The 25,151-nt window shown below is 67.2% G+C and carries 26 protein-coding genes and 1 tRNA gene; 18 read left to right on the top strand and 9 right to left on the bottom strand.

Going from position 1 to position 25,151, the window contains the following annotated elements; translation table 11 throughout:
- The first annotated feature begins 21 nt into the window (after window positions 1-21).
- A complete protein-coding gene (locus tag A5747_RS12095) occupies window positions 22-783 on the top strand; it encodes a 16S rRNA (uracil(1498)-N(3))-methyltransferase (RefSeq protein ID WP_076124393.1) in 762 nt (253 codons plus the stop codon).
- 76 nt (window positions 784-859) lie between these two features.
- Here the strand turns inward: A5747_RS12095 and A5747_RS12090 are convergent, their stop codons facing one another.
- Complete coding sequence (locus tag A5747_RS12090; RefSeq protein ID WP_076124390.1) at window positions 860-1,603, bottom strand: maleylpyruvate isomerase family mycothiol-dependent enzyme; 744 nt, start codon at window positions 1,601-1,603, stop codon at window positions 860-862.
- Window positions 1,604-1,718: 115 nt separating this feature from the next.
- On the opposite strand from A5747_RS12090, the gene A5747_RS12085 reads away from it, so the two are divergent.
- From A5747_RS12085 to era, 6 genes are all read left to right on the top strand, one after another.
- A complete protein-coding gene (locus A5747_RS12085) occupies window positions 1,719-2,333 on the top strand; it encodes a TetR/AcrR family transcriptional regulator (RefSeq protein ID WP_369805074.1) in 615 nt (204 codons plus the stop codon).
- Window positions 2,334-2,438: 105 nt separating this feature from the next.
- Entirely contained in the window at window positions 2,439-3,485 is a 1,047-nt protein-coding gene (locus tag A5747_RS12080) for a PhoH family protein (RefSeq protein WP_076124386.1), read from the top strand.
- Window positions 3,486-3,492: 7 nt separating this feature from the next.
- Window positions 3,493-4,026: an rRNA maturation RNase YbeY gene (gene ybeY / locus A5747_RS12075; RefSeq protein WP_076064668.1), complete on the top strand. Its 534-nt coding sequence runs from the start codon at window positions 3,493-3,495 to the stop codon at window positions 4,024-4,026.
- Entirely contained in the window at window positions 4,023-5,321 is a 1,299-nt protein-coding gene (locus A5747_RS12070; RefSeq protein WP_076124385.1) for a hemolysin family protein, read from the top strand. The genes ybeY and A5747_RS12070 overlap by 4 nt, the downstream gene beginning before the upstream one ends.
- Window positions 5,314-5,634, top strand: coding sequence for a cytidine deaminase (locus tag A5747_RS12065; protein WP_076124383.1), 321 nt, complete (start codon window positions 5,314-5,316; stop codon window positions 5,632-5,634). Before A5747_RS12070 ends, A5747_RS12065 begins: the two co-directional genes overlap by 8 nt.
- Before the next feature lie 16 nt (window positions 5,635-5,650).
- Window positions 5,651-6,550: a GTPase Era gene (era, locus tag A5747_RS12060; protein ID WP_076124380.1), complete on the top strand. Its 900-nt coding sequence runs from the start codon at window positions 5,651-5,653 to the stop codon at window positions 6,548-6,550.
- 6 nt (window positions 6,551-6,556) lie between these two features.
- Here the strand turns inward: era and A5747_RS12055 are convergent, their stop codons facing one another.
- Window positions 6,557-8,029, bottom strand: coding sequence for an amidase (locus A5747_RS12055; protein ID WP_076124377.1), 1,473 nt, complete (start codon window positions 8,027-8,029; stop codon window positions 6,557-6,559).
- Between the two features lie 61 nt (window positions 8,030-8,090).
- On the opposite strand from A5747_RS12055, the gene recO reads away from it, so the two are divergent.
- Genes recO through A5747_RS12040 form a run of 3 tightly spaced genes read left to right on the top strand, consistent with a single transcriptional unit; the run spans window position 8,091 to window position 10,226 of the window.
- Window positions 8,091-8,888, top strand: coding sequence for a DNA repair protein RecO (gene recO / locus A5747_RS12050; protein WP_076124375.1), 798 nt, complete (start codon window positions 8,091-8,093; stop codon window positions 8,886-8,888).
- Window positions 8,881-9,798, top strand: a complete 918-nt coding sequence (locus tag A5747_RS12045) for a decaprenyl diphosphate synthase (protein ID WP_139333394.1) — start codon at window positions 8,881-8,883, stop codon at window positions 9,796-9,798. Before recO ends, A5747_RS12045 begins: the two co-directional genes overlap by 8 nt.
- Window positions 9,798-10,226, top strand: coding sequence for a hypothetical protein (locus A5747_RS12040; protein WP_076124370.1), 429 nt, complete (start codon window positions 9,798-9,800; stop codon window positions 10,224-10,226). The genes A5747_RS12045 and A5747_RS12040 overlap by 1 nt, the downstream gene beginning before the upstream one ends.
- Here A5747_RS12040 and A5747_RS12035 read toward each other — a convergent pair.
- From A5747_RS12035 to A5747_RS12025, 3 genes are all read right to left on the bottom strand, one after another.
- Complete coding sequence (locus A5747_RS12035; protein WP_076064676.1) at window positions 10,223-11,206, bottom strand: alpha/beta fold hydrolase; 984 nt, start codon at window positions 11,204-11,206, stop codon at window positions 10,223-10,225. The genes A5747_RS12040 and A5747_RS12035 overlap by 4 nt on opposite strands.
- A 100-nt stretch (window positions 11,207-11,306) precedes the next feature.
- Window positions 11,307-11,699, bottom strand: a complete 393-nt coding sequence (locus tag A5747_RS12030) for a Fur family transcriptional regulator (protein ID WP_076064677.1) — start codon at window positions 11,697-11,699, stop codon at window positions 11,307-11,309.
- Window positions 11,696-12,094 (bottom strand): metalloregulator ArsR/SmtB family transcription factor, encoded by a 399-nt coding sequence (locus tag A5747_RS12025; protein ID WP_076124367.1) that lies wholly within the window; start codon window positions 12,092-12,094, stop codon window positions 11,696-11,698. The genes A5747_RS12030 and A5747_RS12025 overlap by 4 nt, the downstream gene beginning before the upstream one ends.
- Window positions 12,095-12,280: 186 nt before the next feature.
- Between A5747_RS12025 and A5747_RS12020 the strand changes: the two genes are divergently transcribed.
- From A5747_RS12020 to A5747_RS12010, 3 genes are all read left to right on the top strand, one after another.
- Window positions 12,281-13,678, top strand: a complete 1,398-nt coding sequence (locus A5747_RS12020; RefSeq protein WP_198938174.1) for a glycine--tRNA ligase — start codon at window positions 12,281-12,283, stop codon at window positions 13,676-13,678.
- A gap of 150 nt (window positions 13,679-13,828) precedes the next feature.
- Window positions 13,829-15,040 carry a PPE family protein gene (locus tag A5747_RS12015; protein ID WP_076124365.1) on the top strand — a complete coding sequence of 404 codons (1,212 nt, stop codon included), beginning with the start codon at window positions 13,829-13,831 and terminating at the stop codon, window positions 15,038-15,040.
- Between the two features lie 71 nt (window positions 15,041-15,111).
- Window positions 15,112-15,390, top strand: a complete 279-nt coding sequence (locus A5747_RS12010; protein ID WP_083700363.1) for a hypothetical protein — start codon at window positions 15,112-15,114, stop codon at window positions 15,388-15,390.
- Between the two features lie 12 nt (window positions 15,391-15,402).
- On the opposite strand, the gene A5747_RS12005 is transcribed toward A5747_RS12010, so the two are convergent.
- Window positions 15,403-17,352, bottom strand: coding sequence for a TPM domain-containing protein (locus tag A5747_RS12005; protein WP_076124363.1), 1,950 nt, complete (start codon window positions 17,350-17,352; stop codon window positions 15,403-15,405).
- A 19-nt stretch (window positions 17,353-17,371) separates the two neighbouring features.
- Here A5747_RS12005 and A5747_RS12000 point away from each other — a divergent pair, with 19 nt between their 5' ends.
- Genes A5747_RS12000 through dnaG form a run of 3 tightly spaced genes read left to right on the top strand, consistent with a single transcriptional unit; the run spans window position 17,372 to window position 21,215 of the window.
- Window positions 17,372-18,640, top strand: a complete 1,269-nt coding sequence (locus A5747_RS12000; protein WP_076124360.1) for a deoxyguanosinetriphosphate triphosphohydrolase — start codon at window positions 17,372-17,374, stop codon at window positions 18,638-18,640.
- Between the two features lie 27 nt (window positions 18,641-18,667).
- Window positions 18,668-19,273 carry a superoxide dismutase family protein gene (locus A5747_RS11995; protein WP_076124358.1) on the top strand — a complete coding sequence of 202 codons (606 nt, stop codon included), beginning with the start codon at window positions 18,668-18,670 and terminating at the stop codon, window positions 19,271-19,273.
- A 25-nt stretch (window positions 19,274-19,298) separates the two neighbouring features.
- Window positions 19,299-21,215 (top strand): DNA primase, encoded by a 1,917-nt coding sequence (gene dnaG, locus A5747_RS11990; RefSeq protein ID WP_076124355.1) that lies wholly within the window; start codon window positions 19,299-19,301, stop codon window positions 21,213-21,215.
- On the opposite strand, the gene A5747_RS11985 is transcribed toward dnaG, so the two are convergent.
- Entirely contained in the window at window positions 21,190-21,468 is a 279-nt protein-coding gene (locus tag A5747_RS11985) for a hypothetical protein (RefSeq protein WP_076124353.1), read from the bottom strand. The two genes, dnaG and A5747_RS11985, sit on opposite strands and share 26 nt — an antisense overlap.
- A gap of 149 nt (window positions 21,469-21,617) precedes the next feature.
- On the opposite strand from A5747_RS11985, the gene A5747_RS11980 reads away from it, so the two are divergent.
- A tRNA-Asn gene (locus A5747_RS11980) sits at window positions 21,618-21,690 on the top strand.
- Window positions 21,691-22,292: 602 nt separating this feature from the next.
- Window positions 22,293-22,601 (top strand): hypothetical protein, encoded by a 309-nt coding sequence (locus A5747_RS11975; protein ID WP_076124350.1) that lies wholly within the window; start codon window positions 22,293-22,295, stop codon window positions 22,599-22,601.
- A 197-nt stretch (window positions 22,602-22,798) separates the two neighbouring features.
- Here the strand turns inward: A5747_RS11975 and A5747_RS11970 are convergent, their stop codons facing one another.
- Both A5747_RS11970 and cysE read right to left on the bottom strand, forming a co-directional pair.
- Entirely contained in the window at window positions 22,799-24,445 is a 1,647-nt protein-coding gene (locus A5747_RS11970; protein WP_076124348.1) for an NAD-dependent malic enzyme, read from the bottom strand.
- A 20-nt stretch (window positions 24,446-24,465) separates the two neighbouring features.
- Window positions 24,466-25,149, bottom strand: a complete 684-nt coding sequence (gene cysE / locus A5747_RS11965) for a serine O-acetyltransferase (protein ID WP_076124345.1) — start codon at window positions 25,147-25,149, stop codon at window positions 24,466-24,468.
- Window positions 25,150-25,151 lie beyond the last annotated feature (2 nt).

Here is a 25,151-nt window from a genome sequence, read left to right as displayed (position 1 = left end):
ACAGTCCCACGGACCGCGCACATGGTGGCGACCCTGTTCTACATCGACGCACTGCCTGACGCCGGGGCGCTGGCCGTCGTCGACGGCGAGGAAGGATTTCACGCCGCCACCGTGCGCCGGATCCGTCCCGGCGAGCAGCTGGTGCTCGGCGACGGAGCCGGCGGCCTGGCCCGCTGCGTGGTCGAGCACGCCGGGCGCGACGGGCTGTGTGCCCGGGTGCAGGAGCGCTGGTGCGTCGCGCCCGCGCGGCCCACCGTGACGGTGGTGCAGGCCTTGCCCAAGTCCGAGCGCTCGGAGTTGGCGATCGAATTGGCCACCGAGGCGGGCGCCGACGCGTTCCTGGCCTGGCAGGCGGCTCGGTGTGTGGCCACCTGGCGAGGCGCGAAGGTCGACAAGGGTCTGCGCCGCTGGCGCGCCGTCGCCCGATCAGCGGCCCGCCAATCCCGTCGGCCGCGCATCCCGGCGGTCGACGGCGTGCTGGCCACCGCGGCTTTGACGCAACTGATCCGCGACGAGGTGACGGCGGGTGCAAAGGCGTTGGTGTTGCATGAGTCGGCGACCGAGGGGCTCGCGGATGTCGCTGTGGGACAGGCTGATTCGGTGTTGCTTGTGGTCGGCCCGGAGGGCGGTATCGCGCCCGACGAGCTTGCGGCGTTGACGGTCGCGGGCGCGGCGGCGGTTCGGCTCGGCCCGCAGGTGCTGCGGACGTCGAGCGCGGCCGCGGTGGCGCTGGGCGCGCTGGGCGTGCTGACCGGCCGATGGGACGATCCCGCGAGCCTGTAATTTTGCAGGCCCTCACTCGCACTTTCCCTGCGAAATTACAGCCTCGCGATAGCGGGGTCAGCAGCAACGGATCGCGTCAGAACACTCTCAGCTGACGCGCGAGTTCCAGGTTGGACTTGCTCCCTTCGGCCTGCACGCCGAGGGCTTCCCAGGTGCCGCGTTGGGTGACCCACTGCACGAATGCGTCTGAGTCCGAAGTGATCTGAGCCGTCACGTCGCCATCGCCGAGGCGAAGCGTGCGGTTACACGCGCCGGTGACGTGGATCTCCATCGCGTCATCGATGCGTTCGAGCAGGGCCGCATTCTGCTGGGGCAACGATGCCTCGATCCAGTCCAGAGTTGGTTCAAGCCGCAATCCGTCGGAGGCGGGGGGTTGTGCGTGCAGCGGGCCGTGCGGCTCGAACAAGTCGTATCTGATGTGCACGTAGTGCTCGAAGGCGAAAGCCGTTGGAATCACCGACGACTGATAGGTCCCGACGTCGCCAAGCGGTACCTCGAAGTCCTGGCCCTCCGCCGCGGCGAGGACCTCGAGGCCCTTCGCGCTGACCGATTCGTAGTCGGCCACGATTTCTTGGGTAGTCATGGAGCGACGCGACTCGACATACAGGTCTGCAGCACGCTCCGCGGGCCGGCCTGCGGGATCGGGCAACCGCGACGGGTCCACAGCCAGCCAGAAACTGCATGCCATGTGAGACACCACGTCCTGCACCGACCACCCCGGACAGCCGCTGGGCTGCGCCCAGGCCGAGTCCGTTATCAGCGGGAAAATTGCCAGCAGCGCCGTGCGGTCCGCCTCGACGGCTTGTATCGCGGAACTCATCTCACCGCGTTCCTTTCCTTGACTCGATCTCGCGCATCCAACTGCTATCTTTGGGACCGAAGATTCATACGGTATGTACGAACCTACATACGGTATGTATGAAAGGCAAGATGAATTGAATGACGACCGCCGAACTCAAGCCGCGCGTTCCGCGGAAACACGGGAGGCGCTGGTCGCCGCGGCGCGGCCGTTGTTCGCGGCGCAGGGTTTCGCCGAGGTGGCTTTGGAGGCGATCGTGCGCGCCGCGGGCGTTACGCGCGGTGCCCTGTATCACCATTTCGCCGACAAGACCGAGTTGTTCGCGACCGTATTTGAGCAAGTCGAGGGCGAAGTCGCCGCCCGCATGGGTGAAGCGATCGCCGCGGCCGGCGAAACCGACCCGGTAGAGGTCCTGCGCCTGGGCGCCGCATTCTGGTTGGACGCCTGCTCCGATCCCGAAATCCAGCGCATTGTGCTGGTGGACGCCCCGGCGGTGCTCGGTTGGACGCGGTGGACCGAGATCGGCAATCGCTACAACGCCGGGATGGTGCGCGCGCTGCTCGCTAACGCCGTCGAGACCGGCCGCATCCCACCGCAACCCATCGAGGCGACCGCGCTGACGATGCTGGGCGCCATGCGAGAGGCGACGCTCTTCGTTGCGCGCGCAAGCGATCCTGCTCAAGCGCGCCGGGAAGCCGGCGCCGTCATAGAACGGTTGATCCGGGCCCTTGCCGCAAGCGACGATGGCTAGGGTGCACGCCGAGACTCTGAGAGCTGACCATCCGGGACGCCGGGCGTAGACTGAGTCAGCTGAGCAAGCCCCTGACAAGCCGAGGAAGCAGGTATCGGAAACCACGTGACGCCACGCGAGACCAGCGCCGCTGACGCATCGGCCTCTGCTCAGGTTCGCAGCAGCATCGATGTTCCGCCCGATCTCGTCGTGGGCTTGTTGGGTTCGGCCGACGAGAACCTGCGGGCATTGGAACGGATGCTCAACGCCGACCTGCACGTGCGCGGCAACACCATCACCCTGTCGGGAGAACCCGCCGATGTCGCGCTCGCCGAGCGCGCGATTTCCGAGCTGATTGCGGTCGTGGCCAGCGGACAACCGTTGACGCCGGAGGTGGTGCGCCACGGCGTCGCCATGCTCGTCGGGACCGGCAACGAGTCACCGGCCGAAGTGCTCACGCTGGACATCCTGTCGCGCCGCGGCAAAACGATCCGGCCCAAGACGCTGAACCAAAAGCGTTACGTCGACGCCATCGACGCCAACACCATCGTCTTCGGAGTGGGCCCGGCGGGCACCGGGAAGACGTACCTCGCGATGGCCAAGGCCGTCCACGCGCTACAGACCAAACAGGTCAGCCGGATCATCCTGACCCGGCCGGCCGTGGAAGCCGGTGAGCGCCTTGGCTTTTTGCCCGGCACACTCAGCGAGAAGATCGATCCCTATCTGCGGCCGCTGTATGACGCGCTCTACGACATGATGGAAGCCGAGCTGATCCCAAAGCTGATGTCCGCCGGGGTGATTGAGGTTGCGCCGCTCGGGTACATGCGCGGTCGCACCCTTAATGACGCGTTCATCGTCCTCGACGAGGCGCAGAACACCACGGCCGAGCAGATGAAGATGTTCCTCACCCGGCTGGGCTTCGGGTCTAAGGTCGTCGTCACCGGGGACATGACGCAAATCGACCTGCCCGGGGGCGCCAGGTCGGGCCTGCGATCGGCGGTCGACATCCTCCAAAGCGTCGACGACATCCACATCGCCGAGTTGACCAGCGCGGACGTGGTGCGTCACCGGCTGGTCTCCGAAATCGTCGACGCCTACGCCAGGTACGAGGAGCCCGGCTCGGGGCTGAACCGGGCGGCTCGGCGGGCCTCCGGCGTCCGCAGTCGTCGATGATGGTGCCATGAGCATCGAGGTATCCAACGAGTCGGGCATCGACGTCTCCGAAGCGGAATTGGTCAGCGTCGCACGATTCGTCATCGCCAAGATGGACGTCAACCCCAGCGCCGAGCTGTCGATGGTGCTGTTGGACACCGCGGCGATGGCCGACCTGCACATGCGCTGGATGGACCTGCCCGGTCCAACCGACGTGATGAGCTTCCCGATGGACGAGCTCGAGCCCGGCGGCCGGCCCGATGCGCCCGAGCCGGGGCCGTCGATGCTGGGCGACATCGTGCTGTGCCCGGAGTTCGCCGCCGAGCAGGCGGCCGCGGCGGGACACAGCCTCGGACACGAGTTGGCGCTGCTGACCATCCACGGTGTGCTGCACCTACTCGGCTACGACCACGCCGAACATGACGAAGAAAAAGAGATGTTCGCCTTGCAGGAGCGGCTACTCGAAGAGTGGGTCGCCGAACAGGTCGAGGCCTACCAGCAGGACCGCCAGGAGGAGCGTGACCGCCGGTTGCTGGACAAGTCAAGGTATTTCGACAATTGACCGGTTTGTCTCAGCTGTTCGGCGCGATCGCGCTGATCGCGCTGGGGGGCCTTTTCGCCGCAATTGACGCAGCGATTAGCACGGTATCGCTGGCCCGGGTGCAGGAGCTGGTGCGCGACGAGCGGCCCGGCGCGGTCGCGCTTTTCAGGGTGATGTCCGAGCGGCCGCGCTACATCAATCTGGTGGTGCTGCTGCGGATCATCTGTGAGATCACCGCGACCGTACTTCTGGTGGTATTCCTCTACGACAACTTCGGCATCAAGTGGGCGCTTTTCGGCGCGGCTACCACGATGGTGGTGACCAGTTTCGTCGTCATCGGGGTGGGTCCGCGCACCCTCGGCCGCCAGAACGCGTATTCCATTTCGTTGGCGACGGCCCTTCCGCTGCAAGCACTCTCGTGGCTGCTGATGCCGCTCAGCCGGCTGCTGGTGGTCTTGGGTAACGCGCTGACCCCGGGTCGCGGGCTGCGCAACGGGCCGTTCGCGTCGGAGATCGAACTGCGGGAGGTCGTCGACCTCGCCCAGCAGCGCGGTGTGGTGGCCGCCGACGAACGCCGGATGATCCAGTCGGTCTTCGAACTCGGTGACACCCCGGCGCGTGAGGTGATGGTGCCGCGGACCGAAATGATCTGGATCGAAAGTGACAAATTCGCCAGCCAAGCTACGAACCTGGCGGTCCGTAGCGGGCATTCCCGCATACCGGTGATCGGTGAGAACGTCGACGACATCGTCGGCGTCGTGTACCTGAAAGATCTTGTCCAACAGACGTTCTTGTCGGCCGACGGCGGACGGGACACCAAAGTCTCGCAGGTGATGCGCCCCGCGGTATTCGTGCCGGACTCCAAGCCGCTGGATGCGCTGCTGCGGGAAATGCAGCGCGACCGCAACCACATGGCGCTGCTCGTCGACGAGTACGGCGCCATCGCCGGCTTGGTCAGCATCGAAGACGTGCTGGAAGAAATCGTCGGGGAGATCGCCGACGAGTACGACCAGGAAGAAACAGCGCCGATAGAAGACCTGGGGGACAAGCGGTTTCGGGTTTCCGCGCGGTTGCCGATCGAGGACGTCGGCGAACTCTACGATCTGGAATTCGACGACGATCTCGACGTTGATACCGTGGGCGGCCTGCTGGCGCTGGAATTGGGCCGGGTTCCGCTGCCGGGCGCCGAGGTCGTCACACATGGCCTGCGGCTGCGCGCCGAGGGGGGACCCGATCATCGCGGACGGGTCCGGATCGGCACCGTTCTGCTGAGCCCGGCCGAACCCGTCGAGCAGGAAGGCGAACAGGATGGCTGAACGGCTGGACGACGAGGACGCCAAGCTGGTGGTGTTGGCGCGGGCCGCGATGGCCCGCGCCGAGGCTGATGGCGCCGCCGCCGTGCGCGACGTCGATGGCCGCACATACGCGGCCGCGCCGGTGAGCTTGTCGACGTTGCGGCTGACCGGTCTGCAGGCCGCGGTGGCCGCCGCGGCATCCAGCGGGGCGACCGGCCTGGAGGCCGCGGTGCTGGTGGCCGCGTCCGCCGACGATCCCGGCATCGCCACGGTCCGCGAATTGTCCCCGACGGCGGTGGTCATCCTCACCGACCGCGACGGGAACGTGTTGTGACGGCGCGCGCTCGCCCATGACTGAATTCCATTCCGGTTTCGTGTGTTTGGTCGGCAGGCCGAACACCGGCAAGTCGACGCTGACGAACGCTCTGGTCGGCACCAAGGTGGCGATCACCTCGAAGCGGCCGCAGACCACCCGCCACACCATTCGCGGCATCGTGCACCGGGCGAGCTTTCAGATCGTTCTGGTCGACACTCCCGGCTTGCATCGGCCGCGCACGCTGCTGGGCAAGCGGCTCAACGACCTGGTCCGCGAGACCTACGCCGAGGTAGACGTCATCGGGCTGTGCATCCCGGCCGACGAGGGGATCGGCCCGGGAGATCGCTGGATCGTCGAGCAGATTCGTTCGGTCGCGCCGAAGACCACGCTCGTCGTCATCGTCACCAAGATCGACAAAGTGCCCAGGGACCGGGTGGCCGCGCAGCTCGTCGCGGTCAGCGAACTGGTCGACGGTTCGGCCGAGATCGTCCCGGTGTCGGCGGCGACCGGCGCCCAGGTCGACGTCCTGACCGACGTGCTGGCCGCCGCGCTACCGGTCGGCCCGGCCTACTACCCCGACGGGGAATTGACCGACGAACCCGAAGAGGTTCTGATGGCCGAGCTGATCCGAGAGGCCGCCCTCGAGGGAGTTCGCGATGAGCTACCGCATTCGTTGGCCGTGGTGATCGACGAGGTCAACCCCCGCGAGGATCGTGACGACCTGATCGACGTGCACGCGCTGCTCTACGTCGAGCGGGACAGCCAAAAGGGCATTGTCATCGGCAAGGGCGGCGCCCGGTTGCGGGAGGTGGGCACCGCGGCGCGCGCTCAGATCGAGAAGCTGCTCGGGACGAAGATCTATCTCGACCTGCGGGTCAAGGTCGCCAAGAACTGGCAGAGCGACCCCAAACAGCTTGGCCGGCTTGGGTTTTAGCGCCGCTCAATCGCGTGACGGCGGCCCGTGCTGCCACCAGACCGTGGGTTGCTTGCTCGCCCATCCGCAGACGGCCTCCAGCTCGGCCGCCAGCGAGATCAGCATGCCCTCGCTGTTGGCCGGGCCCATCAGCTGCACACCGATCGGCAGGCCGTCGGAGGTGAACCCCGCGGGCACGTTGATCGACGGCCAGCCCAGCACGTTCCACGGCCAGGTCAGCGGGCACGCCGCGATCATGGCGCGGTCCGTGCCCCAGCCGCTCAACCGGTCGAACGCGCGGGCCAACGGGGGCGGCTGCGCGGTCGTCGGTGCCAGCACCACGTCGACGATGTCGAAGATTGAGCCCACCCGGCGCTGGGCCGCGGCCTCATGGAGGCGCGCGCTGCGCAGGATCGCCTGCCCCAGCACATGGCCCATCCGCATGTTGGCCAGGGTGCGGGGGTCCCAGTTGACGCCGTCGCCCAGCCGTTCTTCCCAATCCCGAAGGCCCGCGGTGGAGCGGGCGAGGAAGTCCCACGACAACCGCAGCCCGTAGTCCGGGTTGCCGGTCTGCACGCTGTGGCCCAGCAGCTCGAGTTGCCTGGCCACACTCCGGGTCGCGGCCAGGATGTCGGGGTGCAACTTGGGCCGAAAAGCGGTGTAAGGGAACCGGGTTGACACCGCGATGTTCAGCGGACCCGGTGCGATCCCGACGTAGTCCGACGCCTTGATCGGGGGCGGCTTGTGCCGGTCGCCGTCGACGTTCCCGGACGCGGCATCGAGCACCAGCGCGGCATCGGCCACGGTGCGTGCCAGCACGCCGTTGACCGTGATGCCGTTGAATGCCTCCGGCAACGGCCAGGTGGAGATCCGGCCGCGCTGCGGCTTGATGCCCACCAGGTGGGTCCACGCGGCGGGGATCCGGATACTGCCGGCGCCGTCGGAGCCGATGGCTGCGGTGACGAGTCCCGCGGCCACCGCGGCTGCGCTGCCGCCGGACGACCCGCCCGGGGTGTGCCGCCGCGACCAGGGGTTGCGGGTGTGTCCGAACCCGGGTCCGCTGGTGAACGGCCACTGGCCCAGTTCACAGGTGTTCGTCTTGCCGACGATCACCGCGCCGGCCGCCTTCAGGCGGCGCACCACCTCGGCGTCCTGGGTGGCCGGCGGGACATACCCCTCGGTGCCGAAGGCGGTCGGCACCCCGGCAACGTCGACGTCGTCCTTCACCGCGATCGGGATGCCCAGCAATGGCGCGGTGTCGCCGGCGGCCCGCCGCCGATCGGCCTCGGCGGCGTCGGCCAGCGCCGACTCGGTGAGGACCACGCGGAACGCGTTCAGGGTGGACTGACTGAGATCGATGGCGTGCAGGGCGCGGCGCACCAATGTGACCGACGTCACCGAGCGGCTGGCAAGCTGATAGAGCAGGTCGGTCAGCGTGGGCAGGCGCTGGCTGCGGGACCCGTAAGCGGACCCGGAAACGGACTCAGAAGCGCCGACCACGGGGTACGAGACTAACGGCGCGGATCCCCGCAATGTCGCGGCGGGGTGCAAAACTATTGTGATGCTGCTGTATCGAGACCGGGCTGTTGTGCTGCGCCAGCACAAGCTCGGCGAAGCCGACCGGATCGTGACCCTATTGACACGCGATCACGGGCTGGTTCGCGCGGTGGCCAAGGGAGTGCGGCGCACCCGCAGCAAATTCGGCGCACGGCTGGAGCCCTTCGCGCACATCGATGCGCAGCTGCACCCAGGGCGCAACCTCGACATCGTCACCCAGGTCGTTTCCATCGACGCGTTCGCCACCGACATCGTCAGCGACTACGGCCGATACACCTGCGGATGCGCGATGCTGGAAACCGCCGAACGCCTCGCCGGTGAGGAACGGGCCCCCGCCCCGGCCCTGCACCGGCTAACCGTGAGCGCGCTGCGGGCGGTGGCCGACGGGCACCGCCCCCGTGACCTGCTTTTGGACGCCTATCTGCTGCGTGCCATGGGCATCGCCGGGTGGGCACCGGCGCTGACCGAGTGCGCCCGGTGCGCCACCCCGGGCCCGCATCGGGCATTTCACATCGCCGCCGGAGGCAGCATTTGCCCGCAGTGCCGCCCGGCCGGTGCCACCACACCGCCGCTGGGCGTCCTGGACCTGATGTCCGCGCTGCACGACGGCGATTGGGAGGCCGCCCAGGCGGCGCCGCAATCCCACCGAAGCTATGCCAGCGGATTGGTCGCCGCGCACCTGCAATGGCATCTGGAGCGGCAGCTCAAAACGTTGCCGCTGGTGGAGCGCAACTATCAAATCGACAGGCAGATCGCCGAACGGCGCGCGGCGCTGATCGGGCAGGATGAGGCCTGTGGTTAAGTACCGGGTCACCGGGTCCCGGCGAACGGCCGAGCGCAAGCACAAGTTCAGCGACTTCCCGCAGCTGCCCCCCGCGCCCCACGACTACCCGACCTTTCCCGACAAGTCGACATGGCCGGTTGTCTTCCCGGAGCTGCCACCCGCCGCCGACGGCGGCCCGTGCCGGCCACCGCAGCACGTCTCGAAGGCGGCCGCGCCGAGGATCGAGGCCGACCGATTGCCCAATCACGTCGCCATCGTGATGGACGGCAACGGCCGCTGGGCAACCCAACGCGGGCTGAACCGCACCGACGGCCATAAGGCGGGCGAGGCCGTCGTGATCGACATCGTCTGCGGTGCAATCGAACTCGGCATCAAATGGCTCAGCCTGTACGCCTTCTCCACCGAAAACTGGAAGCGTTCCCCCGAGGAAGTCCGCTTCCTGATGGGATTCAACCGCGACGTGGTGCGCATGCGCCGCGTGAACCTCAACACGATCGGGGTGCGGATCCGCTGGGTAGGTTCGCGGCCACGGCTGTGGCGCAGCGTCATCAACGAATTGGAGATCGCGGAGGCGATGACGCGCGGCAACGACGTCATCACGGTCAACTACTGTGTGAACTACGGCGGCCGCGCCGAAATCGCCGATGCGACAAGGGAAATAGCACGCCTCGTGCAGGCGGGCAGGCTGAACCCCGAGCGGATCAGCGAGGCGACGATCGCGCGTCACATGCAGCGGCCCGACATCCCCGATGTCGATCTTTTCCTGCGCACTTCGGGGGAACAGCGGTCCAGCAATTTCATGTTGTGGCAGGCCGCCTACGCGGAGTACATCTTTCAAGACAAGCTGTGGCCCGATTATGACCGCCGCGACTTGTGGGCGGCCTGCGAGGAATACGCGGAACGCAACAGACGGTTCGGGAGCGCGTAATGCCATCACTGCAGGAGCGCCTGGCGTCCATCCTCCGCGACGTGCTGCCCGTCGAGGACGAAGCCGACGGCGCATTGACGGTGCACCACGGCGGCACCTTCGCGTCGCTTCGGGTGGTGAACATCGCCGAGGGCCTCGACCTGGTGTCGCTGACCCAGATCCTGGTATGGGACCTGCCGTTGACCAAGAAGGTCAGCGATCTGGTGGCCAAGCAGGCGCACGAAAGCAACTTCGGCACCGTGACCCTCGTCGAGAAGGTCAGCGACAAGGCGGTGCAGCGCAACTCCGGCAAGGGCGCGGCGAAGACCGCGGATGTGATGCTGCGGTACAACTTTCCCGGTGCGGGCTTGGCCGACGACGCCCTGCGCACCCTGATCTTGCTCGTGTTGGATACCGGCGCCGAGATACGGCGCTCGCTGACGTCCTAGGACACCGCCGCTGCGGTGGGCGCGACATCTTCGAAAGCGCCGCTCCGCAGCAGCGTGCCCAGCAGTTCTTGGTCGTGGTACGCCGGCCGGGTCGTGTCGATGAACCGTTCGACAACCTCGACGAAGCGGTCGGGATGGTCGTGATGCGGCTGGTGTCCGGACTTTTCGAAAATCTCCAGGCGCGAACCGGGCATCGCCGCGTGGGCCGTGTGGGCATGGTCCACCGGGATGATCAAGTCGTCTTCGCCCCAAATGATCTGCACCGGAACGGTTTGCATGAGGTAGCTGCGATCCAGCATGGTGACGAACTGGCCGCGGCTGTCCACCACCGATCGCAGGGTGCGTGCGAACGCCGCCAGCGCGGCGGGGTCCTGGAAGCCCTCGAGCAGGTTCACGGTATCGACGGCGTCGCGCCCGAATTTGGTGGAACCCAACAGGGTTTGAATGGCGCGGCCAACGACTCGCATGACGGGCAGCGCGCCCGGCAAGCGCACCATCGCCAGCGCCTCGCTGCCCATCGGGCTCGCCGCCAACCGCAGCGCGAAGCTCACGTCCTGCGCGACGCCGCCGGCACTCACCAGCACGATGCGCTCCACCAGCTGGGGATACTGATAGGCGAATTGCGCCGCGACGCCGCCACCGAACGAATGGCCGACGACGGTGACGCGGTCGATACCAAGCACGGCGAGCAGGTCGCGCATGCCGTTCGCGAAGGCCGCCAACGAGTAGTCGGCGCGCGGCTTGTCGGACTCGCCGTGGCCCAGCAGGTCCGGCGCGATGACCGTGAACCGTTGCGCAAGCTTGGCGTGCACCGGCCCCCACGACGCGGATTTGTCGCCGACGCCGTGGATGAGCAGCAGCGCCGGTCCCGACCCCGCGATCCGGAAGGCGCGGCGGTAGCCATGGATCGTCCGGAACTGCAGTGACGGCGTCTCGACGTCGCGCACCGGCCGCAAGTGGGGCGATAGCTGGTTCCGCATCGTGTGCTCACTTCCCTTGAGGTGATGTCTCGGCCCGTGGGCCGCTCATGGGTAGGAGCACGCGGCGGACGCGTGGCGGACACTTTTTTGCCGAACTTTTTTAGGAGCGGCACTCCGAGCAGGTGCCGAAGATTTCGATGGTGTGGCTGACCTCGGAGAAACCATGCTTGGCGGCCACCTGCGCGGCCCACTCCTCGACCTCGTGGTCGCCCACCTCGACGGTGGTACCACAGCCGCGGCAGACCAGGTGATGGTGATGATGCTCCGAGCACCTGCGGTAGACGGACTCGCCGGTGTCGGTGCGCAGCGTGTCGACCAGTCCCGCCGCCGCCATCGACTGCAGTGTCCGGTACACGGTGGTCAGCCCGATGTTTTCGCCGCGGCGGCGCAGCTCGTCGTGCAGCTCCTGGGCCGATCGGAATTCGTCGAGCGTCTCCAACAGCGTGGAAATCGCCGCCCGCTGGCGGGTGGACCGAACGGTCGCTCCCGTCACTGCGTGTCCTCGCTCGCGTGCGCAACCGCATCGACGACGATGTGCGCGAGGTGGTGGTCGGCGAGGCGGTAGAGCACTTCGCGGCCGGATCGCTCCCCGGCGACCACGCCCGCCGCTTTGAGGATTTTCAGATGCTGGCTCACCAGCGGCTGCGGCACCCCCAGCGCGTCGACCAGTTCGTGGACGCAGCGCTGGGATTGGCGCAATTGCAGCACGATCGCGATCCGCACCGGTGCGGCCAGCGCACGCAGCAGCTCGCCGGCGGCGTCGAGGATCTCCCGCGGCGGCGGCACGGGGTAATCGCCGAAGTCGGTGTGCCCATGGGCAACCGCGCCGAGATCCGCGGTCGACGACGAGCCGTCGGCCGCCGTCGGCGTTGAGGAGGACATCACCATGGGAGAATCATCACCTCGAGAGGTCTCGGGTCGTAGGAGCGCCTGCCGGTGGAAGGGCGATAGGCTTCCTCCACTGTCACATGCATGATGATGCATGTCAAAGACCGCGGGGCTGGTCGATACCATGACTGATGTTTTGCGCGCGGCGTTCGATCGCCGCACGCGTCCGCCCGACCCGGAAAGGGAGTGCACCACCCCGTGGCGTCCGTCATCGACACCGTAGTCAACCTGGCCAAACGGCGCGGCTTCGTCTTCCCCTCGGGTGAAATCTACGGCGGCACAAAATCGGCGTGGGACTACGGGCCGCTGGGCGTGGAACTCAAAGAGAACATCAAACGGCAGTGGTGGCGGTCGGTGGTCACCGGTCGCGACGACGTCGTCGGAATCGATTCGTCGATCATCCTGCCGCGGCAGGTCTGGGTGGCCTCCGGCCACGTCGAGGTGTTCCACGACCCGCTGGTCGAGTGCCTGAACTGCCACCACCGGCACCGGCAGGACCACATGCAGGAGGCCTACGCGGCGAAGAAGGGGGTCGACGACCCCGAGTCGGTGCCGATGACCGAGATCGTCTGCCCGGACTGCGGCACCAAGGGCCAGTGGACCGAGCCCCGCGAGTTCAACATGATGCTCAAGACGCATCTGGGGCCCATCGAGACCGAGGAGGGGCTGCACTATCTGCGTCCCGAGACCGCCCAGGGCATCTTCATCAACTTTGCCAATGTGGTGACCACCGCCAGGCGCAAGCCGCCGTTCGGCATCGGTCAGATCGGTAAGAGCTTTCGCAACGAGATCACCCCGGGCAACTTCATCTTCCGCACCCGCGAGTTCGAGCAGATGGAGATGGAGTTCTTCGTCGAGCCGTCGACCGCGCCGGACTGGCATCAATATTGGATCGACACCCGCCTGCAGTGGTATGTCGACCTCGGCATAAATCCGGACAATCTGCGCCTATTCGAGCACCCCAAGGACAAGTTGTCGCATTACTCCGATCGCACCGTCGACATCGAATACAAGTTCGGATTCGTCGGCAATCCGTGGGGCGAGCTGGAAGGCGTGGCCAACCGAACCGACTTCGACTTATCAACGCACGCAGAACATTCCGGCGCCGATCTGTCTTTCTACGACCAGGTCACCGATACCCGGTACACGCCGTATGTCATCGAACCGGCCGCGGGGCTGACCCGGTCGTTCATGGCGTTCTTGATCGACTCCTACACCGAGGACGAAGCCCCGAACGCCAAAGGCGGGATGGACAAGCGGACGGTGCTGCGCCTGGACCCGCGGCTGGCACCGATCAAGGCCGCGGTGCTGCCGCTGTCTCGGCACGCCGACTTGAGCCCCAAGGCGCGTGACTTGGCCGCCGAATTGCGCAAAAACTGGAACATCGATTTCGATGACGCGGGCGCCATCGGGCGCCGTTACCGCCGCCAGGACGAGGTCGGCACGCCTTTCTGCGTGACGGTGGATTTCGACTCACTCGAGGACAACGCCGTCACCGTTCGCGCGCGTGACGACATGACACAGGAGCGCATTGCGATGGACGCCGTTGCCGATTACCTGGCTGTGCGGCTCAAGGGCAGCTAAATCCGCAATTAATTGCCGAAAGTCCAGCCATTCTGGCGGCGGAGTGCTTTACGATCACCTGTGGCGGGTTTCACATGTGTCTAGTTGCCACGGGTGGGTGTCGAGCTGTGTGCAAGGCGTTGATGCGGTGGACGTGTTGAGGGTGTTGTGATGCTCTTCCCCTGGTTGCCACCGGAGATCAACTCGGCGCTGATGTTTGCTGGCGCGGGTCCGGGGCCCCTGCTCGCGTCGGCGACGGCCTGGGACGCGTTGGCGGCGGATCTGTCGGGGGCGGCGGCGTCGTTCGATTCGGTCGTTTCGGGGCTGACCGGCGGACCGTGGACAGGTCCGGCGTCGTTGTCGATGGCGGCAGCGGCGGTGCCGTATGTGACGTGGCTGAACGCGGCCGCGGCACAAGCCGAGGCGGCGTCCGCCCAGGCCTTCGCGGCCGCGGCGGCGTTCGAGACCGCGCAGGCGGGCACGGTCCCCCCGGCCGCAGTGGCGGCGAACCGGGCGCTGTTGCTGTTGCTGATCGCGACGAACTTTTTCGGTCAGAACAGCGCTGCGATCGCGGCGACCGAGCTCGAGTACCTGGAGATGTGGGCGCAGGATGTGGCGGCGATGACGGGGTACCACGCCGGGGCGATGTCGGTGGCGGCCACGTTGCCATCGTTCAGCGCACCCCCGGTGGGCCTGGCGGGGCTGGGCGCCGGGTTGGGAAACATCCTGTCCTCGTTCTTGTCCTCGTTCGTCTCCTGGTTGTCGGGCCTGCTGCCGGTCGGAGGGTTGGCGGGATTGGCCGGCCAGGTCCAGACCTTCATAGCGGGCATTCCTGCCGTGCTCATCAATGCCGTGACTCAGCTTCCGACGACGTTGTCGGTGGTGCCGCTGACGTCGTTGGCGTCGGTAGCGCAGGTGGCGCAGGTGGGGATGGTTCCGGCGAGCATGGTTGCGTCGCCGATGATGAGCCTGGCGCAGGTCGCAAACGGCGCGGGGTTGGCCAGTTCCGCGGCGACCGGGATGGCTGCGGTTCCCCAGTTCGTCGGTTCGAGTGTTCCCCCAATGAATGTGCTGGGCGCCGCTACCGGCCTGGGGCCAGTCGGCGCCGGGTTGGGTAATGCGCGGTTGGTGGGGGCGATATCGGTGCCGTCGACATGGCCGGGGTCGATGCCGATGCGCATGGCCACCCCAGCGCCGGCCGGGCTGGGTGCTGGGCTGCCGAGCGCCGCGGCGGCCGAGGCGGCCGAGGTCGCTCCTGCGGCCGGGACACCGATGTCGCCGATGCCCGTGGGCGTCAACGGTATGCCCGGCAAGACGGACCGGGCGAGTCCGCATGTGGTGCCGACGAGGCCCACGGTGGTGCCCCGGACCGGGGTCGGATAGGGATCGGTCAATTCCGGATATCGAGCTCGGGACTGGCCTACGATAAAAGTGCTTGTGCGAAAGGGGGCATCGTGCTATTGCCTCTTGGGTCCCCACTGCCGAACGACGCGGTGTTGGCGCAACGTGGCGAGTCGGGCCTGCTCGGTCGCTTGTCGGTTCCGATGAGTTGGGGCGTGGCCGTCCCGCCGGACGACTACGACCACTGGGCTCCGAAAGCCGAAGAGGGCGCCGATGCCGACCACAAGGTCAGCGACGGCGGCAATGCCGAGCCGGCTGCCGAAGAGGCCGAACCCCACTTCAAGGTGGCGCGGCAAACGGGTGTGGTGCCGCATTCTCCCGCGGCCGGTTGACGGCCAACACGCCTAGAATCGGCCGCCGCCACCAATAAAGCCGCCCGATGAGTGTGCGCTGCCGCCGAACGATGTGGGTCTCCATCCGCCGAATCCTCCCCTCATCGCGCCTGTGAGCAGGTCGCTGACGATGATTCCGCCCAGCAGCGCGCCGCTGTCGTCGCCCCTGCGGCGGGTATAGGCGCGCTGTGCCGACTGCACATCGGCGTTCGCCAACGACTGCGCGGTGGCGGCCAGCGTCGACGCCGCATTGGCGTGGGCGATCGCCTCGGCCGGACCGGCCGCCTGCTCGTGTGCGGCGGCCAGGTGCCGTCTGGCTTCGGCCAGCCGGGTCCGGGCCTCGGGCCCGACGCTCCCGCGCCGGGTGTCGATGTATTCGGAGACGCCGCGCACCCGCGACTCCGCGGTGAACAAAGCCTGCTCGAGTGATCGGTTGAGGCGATCCGCGCTCGCCCGCTCCTCGGCCAGGGCGGCCAAGACCCGGTTGAGCTCGGCGTCAGCCTTGCCCAGGCGGGCGAACGCGCCCAGTGGATCGGTGCCGGCGCGCGCGCTGTCGACGGCGCTGATGGCCGCGTCGCGCGCCGCGCGCAGCTCGCTCTTGGGGTTCTGGCTTTGCAGTTGCTCGTTGGCGCGCTCGATGCCCGCTTGAATGTCGGCCATGACCGACGGCAGCTCGTCGACGGCATGCCGGATGTCGCCGGCCGCGCTGTCGATCGCGTCGAGCAGCGACCGCGCCTGCCCGAGCGCCGATTCGGCGGCGCGGAAGGCGTCCACCAAGCCGCCCTGCTGTCCGCTCACGGGCCGGTCGGCCAGAGCGCGGGCCGCCCCGATGTTGCGGTCGGCGAACACCAGCCGCTCCTTGGCGGTCGTCACGTTCCCGGTAACCGAAGTCAGTGCGGCAGGGTCGAATTCGTTGCGCAGGTCGGCCAACCGCCGTTCGGCCGGGCCGATGCGGGCGGTGAGCTCGACGACCTGTTGGGTCAGCGCGTCGAGCCGCGATGCGGCGTTGATCACCAAATCGCGCAGTTCCTCGAACGCCTCGGTCTGTGACTCCAGCTCACGGTCGGCGCGTGCGGCCGACACGATCACGCGAGTGAGCAGTTCGCGACGTTGGGCCGGTGTCTCCGGTGTGCCGTCATCCAACTGCTGACGGACGGTGAACCCTTGGGACAGAGCGGTTTTGGCGTTGTCCACCGCCCGCGTGAACGGTTCGGTGCGCTGAGCGCCGAATTCGTCGACCGCGAGCGCGAGTTCGTTGCTGCTCGTGCGCAGCGCGTTGTCGACGTCCACCAACATGGCCCGGGACAGATCGTCGAGGGCTTCCAGCGGCACCGTGGCCAACGCATTCGCGTCGGTTGGGTCGACCTTCCGCGCCGCGGCCAGCGCGGCGGCGCGGCGGCGCCGGGTGCGATATCGCGTGACCCACACCAGAAGCACCACCACGATGGCGACGACGCCCAGCGACACCAGCAGGATGACCCGGCCCGACGACCGGGGCGTCGTGTCGAGCCCGTCGGCCGCGGCGACTCCCGCGCCGCTCCAGTCGCCGGCGTGCAGCGCGGGTTCGATCCGGTTGCGCCGCAGGTTATCCACCTGACCCGCGTTGATGGTCCTGATCGCGGACGGCACCAGGAAGGCGTATGCCCGGCCGGTCGTGGCCACCGCCAGCAGCGCGTCGTAGTCACCAAGGTCGCTGGCGCTATAGGTTCGCTTCGCCCAGTCCTCCGCGCTCTGTCCGGAGAAGTCGCGGACGTAGACCACCCACAGCCGGATGTGGCGATCGGCGTAGAGCTTGTCGGCGGCCGACGTCACCGCGGCGCGACCGGAGTCGGACAGGACCGCGGCGTTGTCGGTGACATACCCCGGCAGCGGAAACGGCGGTTGCGCGCCGGCCGATGGAGCCAGCAGCAGCCCAGCCGCGAGGATCGCCACCATCACACAGAACGGGCGAGCCGTGCGCATACTGGCAGACTGTGCCTCGGTGACCACGAATCAGCAAGACCCCTACGACGACTTCGACCGTCAGCGACGGGTACCCGAAGCGCCGAAGACCGCGGGTCTGCCGGGTACCGAAGGCCAACAACACCGCACCGACTTCGCGCGGGATCGCGCCCGCGTGTTGCACAGCGCCGCGCTGCGCCGGCTAGCCGACAAGACGCAGGTCGTCGGGCCCCGCGAAGGCGACACCCCGCGCACCCGACTGACGCACTCGCTGGAAGTGGCGCAGATCGGCCGTGGCATGGCCGTCGGCCTGGGCTGCGACCCCGACCTCGTCGAACTCGCCGGTTTGGCCCACGACATCGGACACCCGCCCTACGGTCACAACGGTGAGCACGCCCTCGACGAGGTCGCCGCCGAGTACGGCGGCTTCGAGGGCAACGCGCAGAATTTCCGGATCCTGACCAGCCTCGAACCCAAAGTGCTTGACGCACAAGGCCACAGCGTGGGCCTGAACCTGACTCGCGCGTCCCTGGACGCGGTCACCAAGTATCCGTGGACACGAAGCAAGGGCCGGGGCAAGTTCGGCTTCTACACCGAGGACCTCGAGCCGGCGGACTGGGTACGTCGGGAGGCGCCGGCGGACCGGACATGCCTGGAAGCACAGGTGATGGACTGGGCCGACGACATCGCCTATTCGGTGCACGACGTCGAGGACGGTGTGGTGTCGCAACGCATCGATTTGCGCGTGCTCGCCGACGACGACGAGGCCGCCACGTTGGCCAAGCTGGGGGAGAGCGAATTCTCGCGGGTGAGCGCCGACGATTTCATGGCCGCAGCACGACGGCTGTCCGCGCTGCCAGTGGTTGCCGCGGTCGGCAAGTACGACGCCACACTGGCCTCGTCGGTCGCGCTCAAGCGGTTGACCAGTGAACTGGTGGGACGGTTCGCTTCGGCCGCGATCGCAACCACGCGTGCGGTGGCCGGGCCCGGGCCGCTCGTGCGGTACCAAGCCGACCTGCAGGTGCCCGACCTGGTGCGCGCCGAGGTGGCCTTGCTGAAAATCCTGGCGCTGCAGTTCATCATGTCCGACCCGCGGCACCTCGAGACCCAGACCCGGCAGCGCGAACGCATCCACCGGGTGGCCCAGTGGCTGTACGCCGGCGCACCCGGAACGCTCGATCCGGTCTTCGCCTCGGCGTTCACCGCGGCCGCCGACGACGGCGCCCGGCTACGGGCCGTCGTCGACCAGATCGCCTCCTACACCGAAGGCCGGCTGGAACGCGTCGACGCCCGGCAGGGCAGTCCGTAGCCATACCTCGGGGGCTAGGCTCCCGATATGACCAAACTCACCGCCGTTGCCGCCCTGCTGTCGCTGCCCGTGATGGCCGTCAGCGCATGCAATTCGCCTCAGCAAGCGAGCACGCAGCCGGGCACCACGCCGCCCGTCAAGAGCGGTGCACCGGATTCGTCGACGACGGCCAGCCCGTCGCCCGGCGGCGCGTCGCTCAGCGCCCAACTCAACGCACCCGACGGTCGCTCCGTGGCCACGGCGACGTTCGATTTCACCGGCGGCTACGTCACCGTCACCGTCAAGACCGTCACCGGCGGAATTCTGGCGCCCGGTTTCCACGGGCTGCACGTCCACGAGATCGGTAAGTGCGAGCCGAACTCGGTTGCGCCCAGCGGCGGGGCGCCCGGGAATTTCCTGTCCGCCGGCGGTCACTACCAGGCACCCGGGCACACCGGGAAACCCGAAAGCGGCGATCTGACCTCACTCGAGGTGCGCCAGGACGGCTCCGGCTACCTGGTCACCACCACCGATGGGTTCACCCGGGATCAGCTGCTGGCGGGCAACAAGACCGCGCTGATGCTGCACGGCCCCGACGGCACCGACATGGCCATGGACCGGGTCGCGTGCGGCGTCATCGGCCCCGCCAGCTGACTCGCCGGGGCTTTAGACTGGGCCGATGGCTGGCCGCATCTCCGATCGCGATATCGCCGCCATCCGCGAAAAGGTCCGCATCGAGGATGTCGTCGGCGACTACGTCCAGCTGAAGCGCGCCGGCGCCGACTCGCTGAAGGGCCTGTGCCCGTTCCACAACGAGAAATCGCCGTCGTTTCATGTGCGCCCGAATCACGGTCATTTCCACTGCTTTGGCTGCGGCGAGGGCGGCGACGTGTATGCGTTCGTCCAGAAGATCGAGCACGTCAGCTTTGTCGAGGCCGTCGAGCTACTAGCCGACCGGATCGGGCACACGATCAACTACACCGGCGCTGCGGCCACCAACGTGCAGCGCGATCGTGGCAGCCGCAGCAGGCTGATCGCGGCCAACGCCGCCGCGGCCGAGTTCTACGCCGCGGCCCTGGAGTCCGACGAGGCGGCCCCGGCCCGCCAGTATCTGACCGAGCGGAACTTCGACGCCGAAGCGGCCCGTCGTTTCGGCTGCGGATTCGCGCCGTCGGGCTGGGAGACGCTGACAAAACACCTGCAGCGCAAGGGGTTTGAGTTCAAAGAGCTCGAGGCCGCCGGCCTGTCCCGGGAGGGACGCCGTGGCCCGATGGATCGTTTTCACCGGCGTCTGCTCTGGCCGATCCGCACGTCGGCCGGCGAGGTGATCGGCTTCGGCGCCCGGCGGCTGTTCGACGACGACCCGATGGAAGCCAAGTACATCAACACCCCCGAGACACAGCTGTACAAGAAGTCGTCGGTGATGTTCGGCATCGATCTGGCCAAGCGCGACATCGCCAAGGGGCACCAGGCGGTTGTCGTCGAGGGCTACACAGACGTGATGGCGATGCATCTGTCCGGGGTCACCACCGCGGTGGCGTCGTGCGGCACCGCGTTCGGCGACGAGCATCTGGCGATGCTGCGCCGATTGATGATGGACGACAGCTTCTTTCGCGGCGAACTGATCTATGTGTTCGACGGCGACGAGGCCGGCAAGGCCGCCGCGCTCAAGGCTTTTGACGGCGAGCAGAACCTGGCCGGGCAGTCCTTCGTCGCGGTCGCCCCGGACGGCATGGATCCGTGTGACCTGAGGCTGAAGTCGGGCGAGGGCGCCCTGCGCGATCTGGTCGCGCGGCGAACCCCGTTGTTCGAGTTCGCGATTCGCAGCGCGATCGCCGAGATGGACCTGGACAGCGCCGAGGGCCGGGTCGCCGCGCTACGCCGCTGCGTCCCCATGGTGGGCCGGATCAAGGACCCCACGCTGCGCGACGAGTACGCCCGCCAACTCGCGGGCTGGGTCGGCTGGGACGATGTCGCGCAGGTCATCGACCGGGTGCGGAGCGAGGCGAAGAAGTCCAAGGCCCCGGCCCAGGGCGGTCGGGGACACGATGCCCCCCGCCGCGTCGCCCAGCAACCTCGGGCCACGGCCGAACCCGCTGCCCGGCCCGACCCGCGTGACCCGACGCTGTGGCCCCAGCGAGAGGCGCTCAAGTCGGCGTTGCAGTACCCGGCGTTCGCCGGCCCGGTGTTCGACACGCTGACGGTCGAGAGCTTCACCCATCCCGGGTATGCGGCCGTGCGCGCGGCCATCGACGCCGCCGGCGGTACGTCGACGGGCGCCACCGGGGCGCAGTGGATCGAGGCGGTGCGCCAGCGGACCACCTCGGAGCTGACCGCCGGCCTCATCAACGAGCTGGGGGTGGAGGCCATCGCCGTCGACGACGAGAAGCTGCCGCGCTATATCGGCGGGGTGATGGCTCGTCTGCAGGAGGTGTGGATGGGCCGGCAGATCGCCGAGGTGAAGTCGAAATTGCAGCGCATGTCGCCCATCGAGCAGGGCGACGAATATCACGCGCTGTTCGGCGACCTGGTCGCGATGGAGGCCTATCGACGCAGCCTGTTGGAGCAGGCTAGCGGCGACGATCTGACGGTGTGAGGGCCTCGTCGGCCTGTCGCTCGGCGGGGCGTTCGACGATCGCCGTCTGGTCGTCGATCTCGGCCAGCGTCACAAACCCGGCGTCGGGCGAAATCCGATTGGCGATCTTGCGGCGGCCGCCTTCGATCATCGACTTCGCGACGGGGCTGCTGGTCAGCGCCCGATAGGTGCCGGCGATCTGCTCGTATCGGCGGCGCCCGGCCTTCGAGCCCAGCACGTAACCCAGCGCAAGCACCACGACATACCGGATCAAAGCGTTCCTTCCCGACGATCGATGGCTCCATCCTGCCTCACGCGGCCGGGTGCTCGCCTGCCCGCTCCCCGTCCTTCTAGTTGGGTGCGGCCGGGCCAGTACGCTAGAGTCGTCCCGCGATCTGCGCAGATTCGCGCGGGACGGGTTAATCCCCTGTAGCTCAATTGGCAGAGCGTTCGGCTGTTAACCGAAGGGTTCCTGGTTCGAGTCCAGGCGGGGGAGCGTAACTGCCACTGACGGCTTATTCGCCGGAAAATGGCCGCAGCCTCATCGCCTACCGCAACGGCGCGGCCAGTATCTCGGGACCTGACGCCAACGTCCCCGACATGCGGAGGGCACATCCGCGGGATCGCGGGAAGGCTATGGAACAGTGATTGAACGCCCGAACGCGGGGAACTGCTACTGCTAGTGAGCGCAGGCTGGCGATGTCCAGCCTCGAGCAAACCTTAATTGAAGATCAAAATAACCGATGACTACGGAAATCTATTAGAATGTTGTCTAACAAGCATAGAGCCTCAGCAAACAAATTGCGGCAAAAGCAAAAATTAATGTCGCCCGATTGCAATCCGAGCCACAAATACATTCAACAGTGTCCTGAATGCGATGAGATACACGAAACGCGCAGGCAGAACGACGAGTACTGCATTCAATGTAAAGACAACAAAATGACTGCGTAGACCCGCTGGGGGTCTACCCGGTTCCGTCGCGCAGCGATGGACGGACCACCGGTCGGTGTTCTGCGAATTTTGGGTCTAGCTTTCGATGGCATTCGGGTGTTGGCTTGCCCTGTGGCAAACAGCCACAACGGTTGAGGAGGCACCACCATGACCATCGTCTCGTTCGTAACAATCCACCCAAATCCGGGCGTCCAGTGGGACGAGGTGCAGAAGCAACTCAAGAAGACAACTGACCTAGCCCGCAAGCACGGCGCCGAGAACATCACCGTGCTTGCGACCATGGTCGGCGGTCCGGCGACCAACACCATCGGCCTGCTCTCCACCGCCGAGGATTGGGCGCGGTACGGCCAGATCCAGCAGGACTTGATGGGCGATCCTGAGATGCAGGCCGCCTTGATCGAGGCTGGCCAGATCGCAACGTGGGAGACGTACGTCAGCCAGACGATCGAGGTGTAACGCGCCACGTTGCAAGTAATCGAACCATCACATTGGATCGGACCGGCCCGGTTTGGGCCGGTCCGATCACTATTGCCACAAGGCCACCGCACTCAGATCGGCGTCCGCGATCTCGAATGTGCCGCGACCACAACATATTTCAGGCGCGCCGACGAGGTGACGCCGCTGACCCCCCACCCGGACGACCCGGGTACGGGTTAGTCGTAGACCGGCCGCCACATCGCGTCGTGCACCGCCTGCCGAACATCGTCGTGCTCCCTGGTGGCCACCCCGTCTTCGACGGCGGCGCGGTAGACGGCCTCCGCGACCGCCGCCGAGATGTCACGCAGGTTCTGCACATCCGGCAACAGCGAATCGCCGGGATTCACCGGACTGGCCTGCCGCACAATGGCTTTCGCCGCCGCCTGCAACATGCCCGGGGTGAACAGCCGGGCCCGGCTGACGATGATGCCCAGGCCGATTCCGGGGAATACCAGCACGTTGTTGGCCTGGCCAATGGTGTAGGTGGTGCCGTCGTACTCGACTGGGGCGACCGGGGTGCCGGTGGTGATCAGCGCCCTGCCCTTGGACCACTGCAGCACATCGGCCGGCATAGCCTCCATGCGCGAGGTCGGGTTGGACAGCGGGAAGATCATCGGCCGTTCGCAGGACGCGGTCATCGCCTCGACGACCTCCTGGTTGAACGCGCCGAACACCGTCGACGAACCCAACAGGATGGTGGGTGACGCCAGCTTGATCGCGTCCACCAATCCCACCCGGGCCCCGGCGGCCACACCGAGCCGCTGGCGGTTCTTGGCATAGGGCACCTGGAAAGCGCGCAGGTCGTCCATGTCGTCGAACAGCAGGCCCTGCTTGTCGATCGGCCAGATCTGCGACCTGGCTTGCTCGTCGGTGGCGCCGTCGGCGACCATCGCATCCCGGATCTGATCGGCGACACCGATGCCGGCGGTCCCGGCCCCGAAGACGATCGCTTTCTGGTCGCGCAGCGGAACACCGGTGATGTGGCAGCCGCCGTAGACGGCGGCCACGACCACCGCCCCGGTGCCCTGGATGTCGTCGTTGAACACGCAGTAGTCGTCGCCGTAGGTCTGCAGGATCTTCCGGGCGTTGAGCGGGCCGAAGTCCTCGAAATGCAGGATGGCATGCGGAAACATCGCGTGGGCGGTCTCGATGTAGCGCCTGATGAACTCGTCGTACTCCTCGCCGCGGCGCCGGGCGTGGCGGTTGCCCAAATAGAACGGGTCTCGCAATAGCTGTTCGTTATCCGTGCCGACATCGAGTGACACCGCGATGCAACGACGGGGATCGACGCCGCCGCCGGCGGTGTAGAGCGCCAATTTGCCGACGGCGATTTGGATTCCGCCCACACCCCAGTCGCCGATACCCAGAATGGCTTCGGCGTCGGTGCAGACGATCAGGTCGACGTCGTCCGGTTGCAATCCGAACGTTTCGAAGGCCTCGCCGATCTCGTCGGGCTCGTCGATGGTCAGAAAAAGCCCGCGCTGCCCACGGTATTCGTCGGAGAAGCGCTGAATGGCCTCGCCCACGGTGGGCGTGTAGACCACCGGCATCAGCTCGGTCAGATGGTCTTCGAGCACCTTGTAGTACAGCAGTTCGTGACGGTAGTGCAGCTGCTCGAGGAGCAGATTGCGCCCCAGATCCGTTGCGAGGCTTTGCAATTGACGCCACACGCGATCGGCTTGTTGATCGAGCGTGAGCACGGCCGACGGAAGGCGGCCGGTGAGGCCCAAGCGTCGCCGCTGCTCGTGGGTGAAGCCCACCCCGCGATTGAGGCTCGGCGCGGCCAACGCGGCCGGGATGTGCGGCGTGCAGGGATCGCTCATCACAACCTCCAGGCCTGGTGTCAGATGGAGAAGTCCTCGCCGTGCCACACCCCGGCTTCGGGTGGCCGGATCACGCGGCCGTTCTGCGGGCCCTCGCCCGAAGCCTCCAACTTGGCCACCCTGGTGAGCAGGGATTGCAGGCTGACCCCGACGAGGTCGGGCATCATCGAGTCGTCCGGGGTGCCCCGGCCGGCGCGGCTGATGACCTGCCCGGGGACCCCGACGACCACCGAACTCGACGGCACCGGCTTCACCACCACCGCGTTGGCCCCGATCCGGCTGTCGTCGCCGATTTTGATCGCGCCGAGGATCTTGGCGCCCGCGCCGATGGTCACGCGGTCGCCGACGGTGGGATGACGTTTCCCGGTATCCGCGCCGCTGCCGCCGAGGGTGACGCCGTGGTACATGTGGACGTCCTCGCCCACCTCGGCGGTTTCCCCGATCACCACCCCGGTCGCGTGGTCGATGAACAGGCCGGGGCCGAGGGTCGCGGCGGGGTGGATGTCGACCCCGGTGAAAATGCGGGTGAGCTCGGCGAAGGTCCGCGCCGCCAATCTCGCGCCCCTGTTCCACAGCCAATGGCTGATCCGGTGGCCCCAGATGGCGTGCACGCCGGGGTAGGCGAAGATGACCTGCAGCGTGGTGGGCCTCGCGGGATCGCGCTCCCGGGCCGCCCGTATATCGCGCCGCATCGCTGCGAACATGG

This window comes from Mycobacterium sp. IS-836 (assembly GCF_001954275.1).
GTDB lineage: Bacteria > Actinomycetota > Actinomycetes > Mycobacteriales > Mycobacteriaceae > Mycobacterium.
This window is presented reverse-complemented; position numbering and strand designations above follow the sequence as displayed.

Coding starts and splice junctions, on each gene's coding strand:
- recO (WP_076124375.1), top strand. CDS start 8,091: ATGCTGCTGTATCGAGACCGGGCTGTTGTGCTGCGCCAGCACAAGCTC.
- A5747_RS12090 (WP_076124390.1), bottom strand. CDS start 1,603: ATGAGTTCCGCGATACAAGCCGTCGAGGCGGACCGCACGGCGCTGCTG.
- A5747_RS12025 (WP_076124367.1), bottom strand. CDS start 12,094: ATGGTGATGTCCTCCTCAACGCCGACGGCGGCCGACGGCTCGTCGTCG.
- A5747_RS12065 (WP_076124383.1), top strand. CDS start 5,314: ATGGCTGAACGGCTGGACGACGAGGACGCCAAGCTGGTGGTGTTGGCG.
- A5747_RS12015 (WP_076124365.1), top strand. CDS start 13,829: ATGCTCTTCCCCTGGTTGCCACCGGAGATCAACTCGGCGCTGATGTTT.
- A5747_RS11995 (WP_076124358.1), top strand. CDS start 18,668: ATGACCAAACTCACCGCCGTTGCCGCCCTGCTGTCGCTGCCCGTGATG.
- A5747_RS11970 (WP_076124348.1), bottom strand. CDS start 24,445: ATGAGCGATCCCTGCACGCCGCACATCCCGGCCGCGTTGGCCGCGCCG.
- A5747_RS12035 (WP_076064676.1), bottom strand. CDS start 11,206: ATGCGGAACCAGCTATCGCCCCACTTGCGGCCGGTGCGCGACGTCGAG.
- A5747_RS12005 (WP_076124363.1), bottom strand. CDS start 17,352: ATGCGCACGGCTCGCCCGTTCTGTGTGATGGTGGCGATCCTCGCGGCT.
- dnaG (WP_076124355.1), top strand. CDS start 19,299: ATGGCTGGCCGCATCTCCGATCGCGATATCGCCGCCATCCGCGAAAAG.
- ybeY (WP_076064668.1), top strand. CDS start 3,493: ATGAGCATCGAGGTATCCAACGAGTCGGGCATCGACGTCTCCGAAGCG.
- cysE (WP_076124345.1), bottom strand. CDS start 25,149: ATGTTCGCAGCGATGCGGCGCGATATACGGGCGGCCCGGGAGCGCGAT.
- A5747_RS11975 (WP_076124350.1), top strand. CDS start 22,293: ATGACCATCGTCTCGTTCGTAACAATCCACCCAAATCCGGGCGTCCAG.
- era (WP_076124380.1), top strand. CDS start 5,651: ATGACTGAATTCCATTCCGGTTTCGTGTGTTTGGTCGGCAGGCCGAAC.
- A5747_RS12095 (WP_076124393.1), top strand. CDS start 22: ATGGTGGCGACCCTGTTCTACATCGACGCACTGCCTGACGCCGGGGCG.
- A5747_RS12040 (WP_076124370.1), top strand. CDS start 9,798: ATGCCATCACTGCAGGAGCGCCTGGCGTCCATCCTCCGCGACGTGCTG.